Source organism: Burkholderia pyrrocinia, from assembly GCF_003330765.1.
Taxonomy (GTDB): Bacteria; Pseudomonadota; Gammaproteobacteria; order Burkholderiales; family Burkholderiaceae; genus Burkholderia; species Burkholderia pyrrocinia_B.
Map to the genome: position 1 here is coordinate 3,249,595 of NZ_CP024903.1, position 13,835 is coordinate 3,263,429.

The 13,835-nt window shown below is 63.5% G+C and carries 12 protein-coding genes; 6 read left to right on the forward strand and 6 right to left on the reverse strand.

All coding sequences use genetic code 11. The features are described from left to right. Positions 1 to 77: 77 nt before the first annotated feature. A complete protein-coding gene (locus CUJ89_RS32420; protein ID WP_114181299.1) occupies positions 78 to 1,163 on the forward strand; it encodes a tartrate dehydrogenase in 1,086 nt (361 codons plus the stop codon). A 491-nt stretch (positions 1,164 to 1,654) separates the two neighbouring features. Here CUJ89_RS32420 and CUJ89_RS32430 read toward each other — a convergent pair whose 3' ends face one another. After that, positions 1,655 to 2,134, reverse strand: a complete 480-nt coding sequence (locus tag CUJ89_RS32430) for a DUF1348 family protein (RefSeq protein WP_114181300.1) — start codon at positions 2,132 to 2,134, stop codon at positions 1,655 to 1,657. A 63-nt stretch (positions 2,135 to 2,197) separates the two neighbouring features. Beyond that, the gene (locus CUJ89_RS32435; protein ID WP_114181301.1) at positions 2,198 to 2,803 is read right to left on the reverse strand and encodes a TetR/AcrR family transcriptional regulator; all 606 of its coding nucleotides are present in this window, start codon (positions 2,801 to 2,803) and stop codon (positions 2,198 to 2,200) included. Positions 2,804 to 2,896: 93 nt separating this feature from the next. Here CUJ89_RS32435 and CUJ89_RS32440 point away from each other — a divergent pair, with 93 nt between their 5' ends. Next, positions 2,897 to 3,088 carry a hypothetical protein gene (locus tag CUJ89_RS32440; protein ID WP_236655022.1) on the forward strand — a complete coding sequence of 64 codons (192 nt, stop codon included), beginning with the start codon at positions 2,897 to 2,899 and terminating at the stop codon, positions 3,086 to 3,088. Positions 3,089 to 3,513: 425 nt separating this feature from the next. Here the strand turns inward: CUJ89_RS32440 and tdh are convergent, their stop codons facing one another. Next, positions 3,514 to 4,542 carry an L-threonine 3-dehydrogenase gene (tdh, locus tag CUJ89_RS32445; RefSeq protein ID WP_047902093.1) on the reverse strand — a complete coding sequence of 343 codons (1,029 nt, stop codon included), beginning with the start codon at positions 4,540 to 4,542 and terminating at the stop codon, positions 3,514 to 3,516. Between the two features lie 13 nt (positions 4,543 to 4,555). Then, positions 4,556 to 5,755 carry a glycine C-acetyltransferase gene (locus CUJ89_RS32450; RefSeq protein WP_114181302.1) on the reverse strand — a complete coding sequence of 400 codons (1,200 nt, stop codon included), beginning with the start codon at positions 5,753 to 5,755 and terminating at the stop codon, positions 4,556 to 4,558. Between the two features lie 161 nt (positions 5,756 to 5,916). Between CUJ89_RS32450 and CUJ89_RS32455 the strand changes: the two genes are divergently transcribed. From CUJ89_RS32455 to CUJ89_RS32465, 3 genes are all read left to right on the forward strand, one after another. Next, positions 5,917 to 6,528 carry a helix-turn-helix domain-containing protein gene (locus tag CUJ89_RS32455; RefSeq protein WP_114181303.1) on the forward strand — a complete coding sequence of 204 codons (612 nt, stop codon included), beginning with the start codon at positions 5,917 to 5,919 and terminating at the stop codon, positions 6,526 to 6,528. 130 nt (positions 6,529 to 6,658) lie between these two features. Then, positions 6,659 to 7,036, forward strand: coding sequence for a DUF2471 family protein (locus CUJ89_RS32460; RefSeq protein ID WP_114181304.1), 378 nt, complete (start codon positions 6,659 to 6,661; stop codon positions 7,034 to 7,036). Positions 7,037 to 7,137: 101 nt separating this feature from the next. After that, on the forward strand, positions 7,138 to 8,151 hold the full coding sequence (locus tag CUJ89_RS32465; RefSeq protein WP_114181305.1) for a tyrosine-type recombinase/integrase: 1,014 nt from the start codon (positions 7,138 to 7,140) through the stop codon (positions 8,149 to 8,151). Between the two features lie 136 nt (positions 8,152 to 8,287). On the opposite strand, the gene CUJ89_RS32470 is transcribed toward CUJ89_RS32465, so the two are convergent. Next, positions 8,288 to 9,469, reverse strand: coding sequence for a DNA-binding protein (locus CUJ89_RS32470; RefSeq protein WP_114181306.1), 1,182 nt, complete (start codon positions 9,467 to 9,469; stop codon positions 8,288 to 8,290). 1,822 nt (positions 9,470 to 11,291) lie between these two features. Between CUJ89_RS32470 and CUJ89_RS32475 the strand changes: the two genes are divergently transcribed. Continuing rightward, positions 11,292 to 12,659 (forward strand): replication initiation protein, encoded by a 1,368-nt coding sequence (locus CUJ89_RS32475; protein WP_114181307.1) that lies wholly within the window; start codon positions 11,292 to 11,294, stop codon positions 12,657 to 12,659. Positions 12,660 to 12,751: 92 nt separating this feature from the next. Here CUJ89_RS32475 and CUJ89_RS32480 read toward each other — a convergent pair whose 3' ends face one another. Further along, on the reverse strand, positions 12,752 to 13,813 hold the full coding sequence (locus CUJ89_RS32480; RefSeq protein WP_114181308.1) for a ParB/RepB/Spo0J family partition protein: 1,062 nt from the start codon (positions 13,811 to 13,813) through the stop codon (positions 12,752 to 12,754). Between the last annotated feature and the right edge of the window lie 22 nt (positions 13,814 to 13,835).

Genomic DNA, 13,835 nt, shown 5'->3' on the forward strand with positions numbered 1-13,835 from the left:
CCGAATGGAAATAAATAGAATGGCGTGACGCGCCGCTGCATCCCCCGGCAGCCGGCCGACCAGCCAAGGAGCTTTGCATGACCGACAGGACTTACAGAATTGCCGTGATCCCCGGCGACGGCATCGGCCGTGAAGTGATGCCCGAGGGCCTGCGCGTGCTCGACGCAGTGACCGCGCGCTTCGGCGTCCGCTTCGACTTCGAACAGATCGACTGGGCCAGCTGCGACTACTACGCGCAGCACGGCAAGATGATGCCGGACGACTGGAAGGCGCAGTTGTCGGGCATGGACGCGATCCTGTTCGGCGCGGTCGGCTGGCCCGCGACGGTGCCCGATCACATTTCGCTGTGGGGCTCGCTGCTGAAATTCCGCCGCGAGTTCGACCAGTACATCAACCTGCGGCCCGCGCGCCTGTTCGACGGCGTGCCGTCGCCGCTCGCCGGCCGCCGCGCGGGCGACATCGACTTCATGATCGTGCGCGAGAACACCGAGGGCGAATATTCGTCGGTCGGCGGCACGATGTTCGAAGGCACCGAGCGCGAAGTCGTGATGCAGCAGTCGATCTTCACGCGTCACGGCACCGAGCGCGTGCTGAAATTCGCGTTCGAGCTCGCGCAGCGGCGCGCCGGGCGCCTCACCGTCGCCACGAAGAGCAACGGCATCGCGATCAGCATGCCGTGGTGGGACGCGCGCGCGGCCGAGATGGCCGAACGCTATCCCGAGATCGCCGTCGACAAGCAGCACATCGACATCCTGTGCGCGCGCTTCGTGCTGCAGCCCGACCGCTTCGACGTCGTCGTCGCGTCGAACCTGTTCGGCGACATCCTGTCCGATCTCGGGCCGGCCTGTACGGGCACGATCGGCATCGCGCCATCGGCGAACCTGAATCCCGACCGCAAGTTTCCGTCGCTGTTCGAACCCGTGCACGGCTCCGCGCCCGATATCACGGGGCAGTACATCGCGAATCCGGTCGCGATGATCTGGTCGGCGGCGATGATGCTCGACTTCCTCGGCGAGGGCGCAGGCCGCGAACGCGAAGCACACGATGCGATCGTCGCCGCGATCGAGGACGTGCTGCGCACCGGGCCGCATACGCGCGATCTCGGCGGCAACGCAGGGACGCAGGAAGTGGGCGAAGCGATCGCCGCGCGGATTGCGGGCTGACGATCGGGCCCGGCGCGGGCGATCGCGCCGGGCAGGGACGTCACGAATCAGCCGGCGGTGAGCAACACGCGATGTGTTTGCGCACCTATGCAGGTTGCGATGCGTGCACGGTGAAATCGAGCGGTGAGCAACGACAAGCGGCAACGCACACTGCTTGCGCTGTCTCTCGTCGAAATCGATCCGATCGGTGAGATGCACATCATGTTCATGCACACCGATCGTCGATGCGCTGTCGGACCGGCGCGATCGGTGAGATGCATCTTGTGGTGAAGCACACCGTTGCACGTCGATACATGCATGACGTAATGCCGACGTGCGCGGCGTGTCCGGTATGTACGGTGCGATGCCGCGTCGATCTGCTCGAAGCACACAGTCCGACGCGACATTTCACCGGGTCCCGAAAAACCTCACCTTCAGCGCATCGACTCCCGAATTTCCTCACCATCGAACACAGGTGATGCGTTCGCCAATCCGCTGAATGGACGCGAACCTCACAGCCCGAGATCGGACAACCCCGGATGATCGTCCGGACGGCGGCCGAGCGGCCAGTGATAGAGACGATCTTCCTCGCGAATCGGCAGGTCGTTGATGCTCGCGTGACGATGCGCCATCAGGCCGTTTTCGTCGAACTCCCAGTTTTCGTTGCCGTACGAACGAAACCAGTTGCCGGCGTCGTCATGCCATTCATAAGCAAAGCGCACCGCGATGCGATTGCCGCCGAACGCCCACAGCTCCTTGATCAGCCGGTAGTCGAGCTCGCGCGTCCATTTCCGCTGCAGCAGCCCGACGATCTCGTCGCGGCCGGTCACGAATTCCGCGCGATTGCGCCATCGGCTTTGCGGCGTATAGGCGAGCGACACACGCTGCGGGTCGCGCGTGTTCCACCCGTCCTCGGCGGCGCGTACCTTCTGGCGCGCCGTTTCGAGCGTAAAGGGCGGAACGGGCGGGCGGACTTCGGGGGAAGCGGACATGGATTGCTCCTGTTCAGGTTCTGGCCACGGACAACCGCGGCCGGTTCGGATTCGCTGCGTCGACTACCGGGACACGGCGTCGAGCAGCAGTTCGGCCGTTGCGCGCGCATCGCGCGCGGCGTTTGCATCGCCGCTGACGAGCGCCACGCCGATCGCGCCGTCGATCAGCACGAGCCACTGACGCGCGATGCGCGCAAGCCCGCGGCGCTCGATGCCCGTTTCGTCGGCATACGCATCGAACCGCTCGCGCACGAATGCCAGCAGGCGCGCCTTGTGTGTGCGCGCGACGACGCGCACGGGATCGTCGGCATCGGGAATCTCACCCGACGCGTTCAGGAACGCGCAGCCGTGAAAGTCGGGCTGCCCGAACCAGTCGCGCAGCACATCGAACATGCCGAGCAACTGCGCGCGCGGCGCCTTGCCGCGCGCATGGGTTGCGTCGACGAACCAGCGCATCCAGCGCGCGTCGCGGCGCTCGAGCGCGGCGACAACCAGCGCCTCTTTCGATTCGAAATGCGAATAAAAGCTCTTTCGTGCCGCGCCGGATCGCTTCACGATCGCATCGACGCCGGTTGCGTGGATACCGCCCGAATAGATCAGCGCTTCGGCCGCGTCGAGCAGCCGGTCGCGAACGCCCGGTTCGCCGGAGGGATCGAGATGTGTGTTCATGCGTTTACGGTAGAACGATCGTTCTACGTCGTCAACACCCGTGTGAAAAAGCCCTGCCGGCGAGAGGGCTGAATCGCGCCGGAAGCCGCGACGTTGCTGCTGTTCCGCTTCGTGACGTGCGTGCTCGTCAGCTTCTGGCTGCAAGCGGATGCGTTACGCGCCTACCGGTACGCGGCGCAACACGGGTTCATCACGGTTCCTGGCTCGCACGGCGACCTGATCGACGTTGCGCCGCAGTGCCCGAAACGCTGGCTCGTCGTGGTGAGTCTCCAGTTCGAACCGTGAGGGATGAATGGTGAACGGATCAAGTCGTGGCCTGCGCACCGCTCGATGCCGATCGCATCGCGCATGAGTGAGTCGCAACGAGGTTCGCGAACTCACGGCTGGCATCTCGGTTCGACACCGCATTGCATACGGTGTGTCGCAAACGATCGCCCGGCAAACGAAACCGGGAAGCGCGTGGAAGAGGAAGAACAGGCACCGAATGGCGTGATGGGCGGAAGCGAGGCGGGGCTGGCAGGCCGGTGCGACAGGTGAAGCGAACGTGCGATGGCAAGTCACCGATGCGCGATCGTGCCGCGATTCGGCACGCAAACACAGCTCCCGAATAATCTCACCTTAAGCCCGGATTCAAGCGTTCCGACTTCGAAAACGCAGAGGTAAACGAAAGCGGGGCAGGCGGCGAACGCGCCGCACTGCCCCTTCGACACTCAGGCCGTCCAGTCGAGAATCACCTTGCCGCTTTCGCCGGACAGCATCGCGGCGAAGCCTTTCTCGTAATCGTCGGCCGCAAAGCGGTGCGTGATGATCGGCGACAGGTCGAGGCCGCTCTGCAGCATCGCGACCATCTTGTACCAGGTCTCGAACATCTCGCGGCCGTAGATGCCCTTGATCTCGAGCCCCTTGAAAATCACCTGGTTCCAGTCGATCGCTGTCTGCGCGGGCGGGATGCCGAGCAACGCGACCTTGCCGCCGTGGTTCATCGCCTCGAGCATGCTCGTGAACGCACTCGGCACGCCCGACATTTCGAGACCGACGTCGAAGCCTTCGGTCATGTGCAGGTCGGCCATCACGTCGCGCAGCGACTCGCGTGCGACGTTGACCGCACGCGTCGCGCCCATCTTGCGCGCGAGCTCCAGCCGGTAGTCGTTGATGTCGGTGATGACAACGTTGCGCGCGCCGACGTGCTTCGCGATCGCGACGGCCATGATGCCGATCGGGCCCGCACCGGTGATCAGGACGTCTTCGCCGACGAGGTTGAACGACAGCGCCGTGTGCGTCGCGTTGCCGAACGGATCGAAGATCGACGCGAGATCGTCGGAGATCTCGGGCGGAATCTTGAACGCGTTGAACGCCGGAATCGCCAGATACTCGGCGAACGCGCCTTCGCGGTTCACGCCGACGCCGACCGTGTTGCGGCACAGATGCCGGCGCCCGGCGCGGCAGTTGCGGCAGAAGCCGCACGTGATGTGGCCTTCGCCGGACACGCGATCGCCGATCGCGAAGCCGCGCACCTCCTGCCCCATCTCGACGATCTCGCCGACATATTCGTGGCCAACGTGCATCGGCACGGGAATCGTCTTCTGCGCCCAGTCGTCCCACTTCCAGATATGGATGTCGGTGCCGCAGATCGCCGTGCGGCGGATCTTGATCAGTACGTCGTTGTGTCCGACTTCGGGACGCTTCACGCGCGTGAGCGTGAGGCCGGGGCCGCGTTCGAGCTTTGCCAGTGCTTTCATGATCGCGCCTCCGTCAGACGATGCCGAGCGACTTGCCGACGCGCACGAACGCGGCGACCGTCTGGTCGATCTGTTCGGGCGTATGCGCGGCGCTCATCTGCGTGCGGATGCGCGCGCGGCCGCGCGGCACGACGGGGAACGAGAAGCCGATCACGTAGACGCCTTCGCCGAGCAATTGGTCGGCCATGTTCGTCGCGAGCTGCGCGTCGCCGAGCATCACCGGGATGATCGGATGCGCACCGGGCACGAGCGTGAAGCCCGCTTCGGTCATCTGCTCGCGGAACCGCGCGCCGTTCTCGCGCACGCGCTCGCGCAGCTTCGCGCCTTCGTCGCTGCCGAGCAGTTCCAGTACCTTCAGCGATGCCGCGGCGATGCTCGGCGTGAGCGTGTTCGAAAACAGATACGGACGCGAGCGCTGGCGCAGCAGTTCGACGACCTCGCGGCGCGCGGCGACATAGCCGCCCGATGCGCCGCCGAGCGCCTTGCCGAGCGTGCCCGTGATGATGTCGACGCGGCCTTCGACGCCGCAGTGCTCGGGCGTGCCGCGGCCGTGCGCGCCGATGAAGCCGACCGCGTGCGAATCGTCGACCATCACGAGCGCGCCGTAGCGATCGGCCAGATCGCAGATGCCTTTCAGATCGGCGATGATGCCGTCCATCGAGAACACGCCATCGGTCGCGATCAGCTTGTGGCGCGCGCCCGCCGCATCGGCTTCCTTGAGCTTCGCCTCGAGGTCGGACAGGTCGTTGTTCCGGTAGCGATAGCGCTTCGCCTTGCACAGGCGGATGCCGTCGATGATGCTCGCGTGGTTCAGCTCGTCGCTGATCACCGCGTCGTTCTCATCGAGCAGCGTCTCGAACAGCCCGCCGTTCGCATCGAAGCAGCTCGAATAGAGGATGCTGTCCTCGGTGCCGAGAAACGCGGCCAGCGCGCTTTCCAGTTGCTTGTGCACGGTTTGCGTGCCGCAGATGAAGCGCACCGATGCCATGCCGAAGCCGTCCTGGTCGAGGCCGGCCTTCGCCGCGCCGATCAGGCGCGGATCGTTCGCCAGGCCCAGATAGTTGTTCGCGCAGAAATTGAGCACGCCGGCACCGCCGGCGAGCCGCACGGCCGCCGCCTGGGGACTCGCGATCTCGCGCTCGGTCTTGTAAAAACCGTCCGCGCGGATCTGGTCGAGCGTCTCGCGCACCCGGGCGAGAAAGGCATCACGCATCGCAAAGCTCCTGACAGGGATTCGCATTCCGCAGCGCACCGCTCGTGGCGGCGGCGCAACGGCCTGCTACTGTTATAGTCGGTCGTTCGGTTGACCGCATTTATCCGATATTCCGAACTAGAATTCGAAATACCGAACAACTCTAAGCGAACGGAATCCAAATGGCAAGTTCCTCCGGATCGCGGCGCACGCCCGCCAGCGCCGCGCCGCAGCAGCCGGCCGCCACGCCGCCGCGTGTGGGCGAGCAGATCCAGCGGCTGCGCAACGAGCGCAAGCTGACGCTCGACGACCTGTCGCGCGCGGCCGGCGTATCGAAATCGATGCTGTCCGAAATCGAACGCGACAAGGCCAACCCGACGATCGCCGTCGCCTGGCGGCTGACGAACGCGCTCGGCATCACGCTCGACGAGCTGTTCTCGCAGCCGAAGGCGCCCGAGACGATCCGTGTAGACGGCCCGCACGACATTCCGACGCTCGCCGGCCACGACGGCCGGTACCAGTTGCGCGTGTGGGGCCCGATCGACCTCGCCGGCAAGTTCGAGTGGTACGAGCTGACGCTGCCGGGCGGCGGCGCGCTGGTATCGAACGCGCACGAACCCGGCACGCGCGAGCACCTCACCGTGCTGCAGGGCGCGATGGAGATCGAAGCCGCGGCGGCAAGCCGGCGCCTGAAGGCCGGCGACACCGCGCGCTACCCGGCCGACGAGCCACACGCGATCCGCAACCTCGGCAAGGCCGAGGCGCGGGCACTGCTGATCGTGATACATCGCTGACTGCGCGTATAGCTGGCCAAAAGGCCAGTTGCGGAAAGCACTGTATATTTGTACAGTATACGGACATTCCGCCATGTATCGGCCGGAGCCGGCGCACCGAGGCGCCCGCCCCGGTCGACAGGAGCCTGCGATGACAGAAGAACAAGATTTGGCCGCGCTCAGCTTCAAGGCTGCCGCGCACGACCTCGAGCTGATCGTTCGCCATATTGCCGGGCGCTACATCCGTCAGCGCGTCCCGCTGACGTGGCGCCTGCTGCACGCCATCGAAGCCGAGGCGCTCGCCGATCTCGGCTTTGCCAGCCGGCACGAGGCCGGCATGCGTCAATTGTTCGAACGGCCGTCGGACATGACGTTTCCCGAAACGGACGATCCGATCGACTTCGGGCGCTCGAATGCGCTGCCCGCCGTCTTTTCGTTCGCGGTTCTCGCGTACGAAGCGGCGGCAACGTCGCATGACGCGGCGCCTCGCGAGCGCGCTCACCGTCTGTCCAACGCGTGGGGCGACTGACTGCCAGCCCAGGCCGCCGAACCTGGCGGCCTGTCCAGCCTCTTGCTGCCCGAGACGTTGCGGAAAGGGCTACCATATACGCAACTAACGGAATAAATAACATGTCCCTTCCCGCCTCTCCCGACACCCCGGCACGCCCAGAAGAGAAGGATCTGTTCGATCGCGGCGCATCCGACTGGATCGTCTCGCCCGAAGTCGCATTCGACGCGTGGCTGGCCATGCAGGACTATCGCCGCTCGTCAGCCGACGTATATCGCGCGCAATGGGGTGCCTTCCTCACCTGGCTGCGCACACATCAGAAAAATCTGGCGACGGTCGATACGCCAACGATCGCAAATTTCGTCGGCGAGTTGCCGATCCGGAAAACCCAACGAATGCGCTATCTGCGGCTGATCGAGCGTGTGCTCGACCACATCCGGCGCACCGAATACGCATCGACCAACCCTGCCCGTTTCATTGCTCAGGATGGCGAAGCGAACTGGCGAAAGGCTCGCGACAACGAACCAACCGGTTTCCTGACGCCGGCCGAGCGCGCAACGTTGCTCGCCTATCTGTTTTCGCCGATCGGCGTATCCGGTTCCGCCTACTGGAAGGAGCGGCGCGATCGCGCACTCGTGGCCGCGTTTCTCGGCGCCGGCATCAAAACCGGTGAAGCACGCGCACTTACGATTAGTTGCATCAATACGAGCGGTACATCGCTGCAGATCCAGTCGACCCATCCGGATTTCGCACGCGAAACCCATCTGGCATCGTTCGCGATCGCACTGCTCGAAGCATGGCTCACGGAGCGCAAGCGCCAGGAAATTCCGGGGGAGCTGGTGTTCCCGGCATCGCATGCCGGGCGGCCGATGCACAAGGCGACGATGCTGCGCGCCATCGACGCGATCGTCGAATCGGCCGGGCTCACGTCGTCGCGCACCGCGCGCGCGAGCCCGCAAACGCTGCGCAATACCTACGCGGCCGAATTGTTCGAAAACGACGTGCCGCCCGAACGGGTCGGCAGATGGCTGGGCTTCATGCGGCCGATCTCGTCGAATCGCCTGCATCGCGCATGGAAAAACTGGCGCGATGGCCTGGCAGACGGTGACGCGTCCGACAGCGACGAAGCTCGCTGATCCGGAAACGGCTGCTCACGCGAAACGATCCGTGAGCAGCCTTGCATGGCGTAGCCTCACCGTTCCACAGCTCCCGAAAAACCTCACCTCAAGCTCCCCGGATCGTCTTACCGGTGCGGAGCGGCCGATTCCCGGGTCAGGTATGCGCAAAACGCGCGATGGCTTCGAATCGGGACGGCCATGCGCCCGAAGCGTGCTCGCACTCGGGGCACACCACTTCGAAACCCTCTTCACCCTGTGACAGCTCCGGCTCGCCATCGCAACACGGGCACTGAGCCGGCACCGAAATTTCGTGATCCAGCGAGGTACCGATTGCGGAAAACGCTTCCGCATCCAGTTGCCCGGCATCGGCCAGGCGCCGGATCAGCGCGGCGATTTCCGGATTCATCCCGCGGCTCGCGCGCAACGAGCTCGCGTCGCGCGTCGCACGTTCCAGTTCATCGCTCTGGGTGCGCAATTGTTCTTCGAGCCGGTCGGCGCGTGCCTTGGTCGAGCTCAGTTGCTGCAGGAAATCGAATTCCTTGCGCTGGACATCGCGCAAACCGCTCTGGTAGGTCGACGCCATGCTGCGCAACGAGTCCAGCTCGACCAGCATCGGCTTGACGCGGCGTTCTGCTTCGGCCACCGCGTCCTTGATTTGCTGCGCATAGTGTTCGGTGCGCTGCTGCAATTCGGCTTGCAATGCATCGATGCGGTCGCGCAGCGTGGCGTTCTGCGCCTGCTCGGCGTCGACGCGGCCAGCCGCCGCGGCCAGTTCCTTTTCCAATCGGGCGACTGTGGTGAGCAACGTCGCTTCGCTGGCCGAACCGTGCGTCGTCTGCGACACGAGCTGAACCTCGAGTTCGGTCACACGAGCCTGCAATTGCTCGTTTCTTGCTTCGCCGCGGGCGAGCGCGCCTTCGAGCGTTTCCTGGCGGACGGTTGCGTCGCGCAACCGCTGCTCGGCGTCGGCAACGCCGGCGCGAACCTGCTCACGGTCGCCGTCGAGACTGTCGCGCGCCGCTTTCAACGCTTCTTCATAGAGTGCGCCGAGTAACGCACCGGCCTTTTCCTCGACGGCCTTCGGGATCGCGGCACCGTCGAGTCGGATCTTGGAGGCGGCGCGGATGCGCTCCCAGAAATGGTCGATGTCTTTCGGGATGTCGCTGGCGCTGCCGGTTTGGGTGAGATCGCGGACGTTAGCGGCCGACGGCCGGATGCCGAGATCGAAGAACAGACGCTTGCATGCATGCAGCGACAATTCCTGGCGCCGTGCACCGCTTGCACGCAGCGATTCCAGTTCGTCACGAATGACTTGGCGCATTTCGTCCAGGGTCATGACAGAGCTCACAGACATTGAAATGTAGCAATCATAACGAAATACGTATTCCCTGATACTGATTCCGGCTCGACGTTGTGAATTTACGTCGCTTTGCACAGAACTCGGGTCTGTGAGCCAATCCGGACGAACGCAGTCCAGGATTCCGTGAAACAAAGCGAAGAAAGTCAGCCAAGTCCTTGTAGTACAAGCATTTTCCAGCAGACTCCGAAATCCGGCATTTGTTTCACATGATGAACGGTCCGATTGCTCGTGGGTGTTCGGGGTTTGGGGTATCTGTGGAAAACTCTTCAGCCGATGTCTTGAGAGTATTAGAAGTAAACACCCTTGAACCCTTAGTTAAAAACGTTAACGCCACGGCACAGCCTTATGTAGCAAGGCTTTCCGGCCGACAAGGTGAAGTTTTACGGGAGCCAAGGTGATCTTCTGCGGGAGCTGAAGTGATGGGGTTCGGGGAGCTGCGTGAGCCGTTGCAGGAAAGGTCGTGAGCGGATTCGGGATCACAGTGAAACACGAGATTTCCCAAAGGTGAGGGTTTTCGGGGCCGCACAGCCACAGAACCCGCGCTGTGCCTGCCTGCACAGTTTTCTGCCTGTGCAGACATAGGTGAGAATTTGCAGGACCCTCTTCGCGCCCCGATTCTGCCCATCTTTTGGGCAGTTTTTACGAAAGGTGAGGTTTCACGGGACTCCACGGAACTTGGGTGTGAGGATTTCCGGGAAGCGAACGTCATTTTGCACAGCAAAAGTGCTCTCCGGGGCCTGTGATGCCCTAAAGGTGAGGCTTTTCGGGAGGGAAATGCGGGTTTTCCTGCCCCGATCCTGGTGAGGTGAGCTTTTTCGGGGCATGGATCACAGGCTGTGATCCGGGGCACAGGTGAGCATTTTCGGGAACGGTATTTGCTCGAAAAATGGTCAAAGGTGAGGCTTTTCGGGACCTGTGAGCGGCCTGATTCGCCGAAAAGCCCGCCAGGACTGGAAGAAATCTCGTTTTTGCTGTGCCACTTTTTGGCACAGGTGAGATTTTTCGGGGGCCGTCACATGGTTGTCGTATGAAGGATTCCCGTCGAAAGGTGAGGTTTTTCGGGGGATGCCTGCGAGGCACAGCCAAATGCCTTCTGCGCATAAGTATCGGAAGGCATTGGGATTTTTGATACCGCGGCAGTTACGGTGAGGTTTTTCGGGAGCCATTCCCGTGCCCGTTGCTGCACCGCATTTTTTCAATAAGGTGAGTGTTTTCGGGAGTCTCTGCTAGTCAATCCCGCGTGTGTCGGGCGTTCGTCGGCATCTGGACGAAAGAACAAGCTGTGCTCAAGGTGAGAATTTTCGGGGCCCGACACGGTTTGTGCACTGTACAATGCGCGCCCGGGCCGGCAAAGCAGGTCCGATCGGGTCGCGCGGGCGGGTTTCGAAGGCGTCTTTCCGGATGCCGGAGCCGATCGCGATCTCCCGGTGAGCCGTGCCTGTACATGCATACAGCCCGATGCGCGGTAATCGGGGGGGCACTGTGAGGTGCAATCGCGACCCTGTGCCGAACTCACGGCTGCGCAGTCGTAAAATTACGACAAACTGAAAGGTGAGCCGATTCGGGAGCGAATTTCGCACGTGTCGAGCACAGGTGAAATTCTGTGATCCGGCGCATCCCGCGACACGTCTGGAAGAGTCCGGAACGCTGCAATTCCAGACCGGTGAGCGTTTTCGGGAGCCGTTGGGGTGAGTGCCGTTTTGCACATGCGCTTCACCGGCTATGGTGAGCATGTCGTTCTGGACGCACATCACCACAGGCGCTATCCTTCCGAAAAACTTCTCCTCCGACCCGACGCATGGCCACGACGAAGCGCGCCAAGAAAACCGATGTGGATGTGGTGAGTGCCAGCTCAGCCGAATTGCGCAAGGCCGTCGAGGCGATCGCGATTCAGCCGAAGAGCGGCAAGATCACGCTCCTGACCCGCAAGCTGTTCAACGTCCTGCTGGCCGTGGCGCAGCAGGCCGACGACTCGGGCGATACGTATCGCGCGCTGCTGTCGGATATCGTCGCAAACTCCGCCTTCGATTCGAACGACACTGCGCTGGTGAAGGAACACCTGCGCCGCATGGTGTCGGTGCAGGTCGAATGGAGCACGGGGACGTCGAGCCAGAAGCCGGGCCGCAAGTGGGGGATCTCGACGCTGATCGCCGACGCGGAAATTCTCGAAGATCCGGCGACCCGCCGCGTGTGGGTCGAATTCTCGTTCGCGCCGAAGATCAAGAAGAAGCTGCTCGACCCGGTCCAGTATGCGCGCCTGAGCCTGCAGTTCCAGAGCCAGTTGCGCAGCAGCGCAGGTCTCGCGCTGTACGAAATCTGCGTGCGCTATCTGACCAATCCGAGCCACCTGACGATGCGCGAGCCGTGGGAATGGTGGCGGCCGATCCTGTCGGGCACGCCCGACACGGAAGCCGGCGACGAGGCGAAGCGCGAGTACAAGTACTTCAAGCGCGACTATCTGCGTCCCGCGATCGCGGAAGTCAACGCGGTCACCAATATCTTCGTCGAACTGATCGAGCATCGTGAAGGGCGCCGGGTCGCGGAGATCCAGTTCCGCGTGACCGAGCGCAAGCAGCCGATGCTCGCGCTCGACGAACACCCGAACGTGTTCGACAGTACGCTGGTCGACCGGATGGTGAAGCTCGGGATCCCGCTGAAGGAAGCGCAGACGCTCTATGCGGACAGCGAGGAGAACCGCATTCGTGCCGCGCTGCAGATGACCGAGCAGCGGTTGCGCAGCACGACGCTGCCGCCGGTGCGCAGCGCGCCGGCGTTGTTCAAGGATGCGCTGAAGAAGGGTTATGCGCCGCCGGTCGAGTCGGTCGACGCGCTGCCTGCCGGCACGCCGTCCGCGAGGGTCGCTGCGGCCCAGCCGGACGATCTGAAGGCGCGTCTGCTGAGCGAATTCGCAGCGTTCCGCCGCAAGGAAGCGAAGGTGCTGTACGAAGAGCAGGGCGACGCCGAGCGCGAGGTGGCGCGCGAGTCGTTCGAATCGGAGGCGCTGCCGACGATGGGCTCGCATCTGCGCGACGACTGGCGCAAGCGCGGCCTCGATTCCAAGCTGGCCGAGACGACCTTTTTCGACTGGCTGGCCCAGAAGACCTGGGGCGAGCCGACGGACGGCGACCTGCTGTCGTTCACGCTGAACCAGTCGCGGGCCGTTTGACGCCCGCCCAGGCCCGCTGACGGGCCCGCCGCCGGCCGGCCCCGTCTCGGGGCGGGCCCGGCGTCCTCACCAGGCCCTGCCGGCCGCTTCCATCACTCCGACAACAGCATCCGCTCGAGCTGCTCGAGGATCGCGTCGCGCTTGTCCTTCGGGAGGCCGCGCAGGCGCAATTCGATGCGGTCTTCGCCATACGACTTCAGGTCGCCGACCGACTTGCCGCCAAGCTTGATCTCGAGACGCTGCGCATAGCGCTGACGGCCCGCGGCTTTCGGCGTCTCCTGCGCAGCGACGCGCCCCTTGACGATGTCCGACACCTGGCGCGTGCTGAGATCGTCCGACACGATCTTGTTGATCAGCCGCAGCGTGGCCTCGGTGCCGCGCGCATTGTGATAGCGGCCGACCTGATACGCCATGTTCGAGCCGAAGCGATCGGGGCGCGCGACCATTTCCTGCATGATGGCTTCCGGCAACTTGCCGATCGACAGCGCGACGGCCACCGTCGACTCGTCGAGACCGAGGTGCTCGGAGAGCTCCTTCTGGCTCTGGAAATGCTGGTCGTCGAGGAAGCGGCGCCACACGACGGCATTGTCGAACACCGTCTGCGAATCGCGCTGGACGTTGAGATCGTAGCCGAGCTTGTAGCTCTGGATGCCGATCGGCACGTCGATCACGATCGACTTGACCAATTCCTTGTTCGCTTCCTTCAGCGCCCGCACGCGGCGGCCGCCATCGCTGACGAAATACGTGCCCGGGTTGTCGTAATCCGGAATCACGTGGATCGCCTGCTGTTGCCCTTGCTTCGCGAGGTTGACCGCGAGTTCGGCAATCGACGACTTCAGATAGAAGTGCCGCGGGTTGAACGGGCTATGCTTGATCGCCTTCAGCGACAGCTCGATCACCTGCCCCGGCGCATAGCGGTTCTCGAGGCGCCACGCGCGATATTGCGGCGATTCGTCGATCGACGGATCGAGCGTGAGTTCCGGAGCGGGCGGCGGCGCGATGTCTTTCTTCGCGGATTTGGTCGGAGCCGGGGTGGGCGTCTCGGATTTGACGATGCCGTCAATCGCATTGAGCCGATCGAGCGCCGTGCGCTTCTCGCTCGTCGTGATATCCGGGCGCGCTTGGAATCCTTTTGCAAATTGGGAAGGTTTCATGTGACTCCTTTGTGCGCATAAA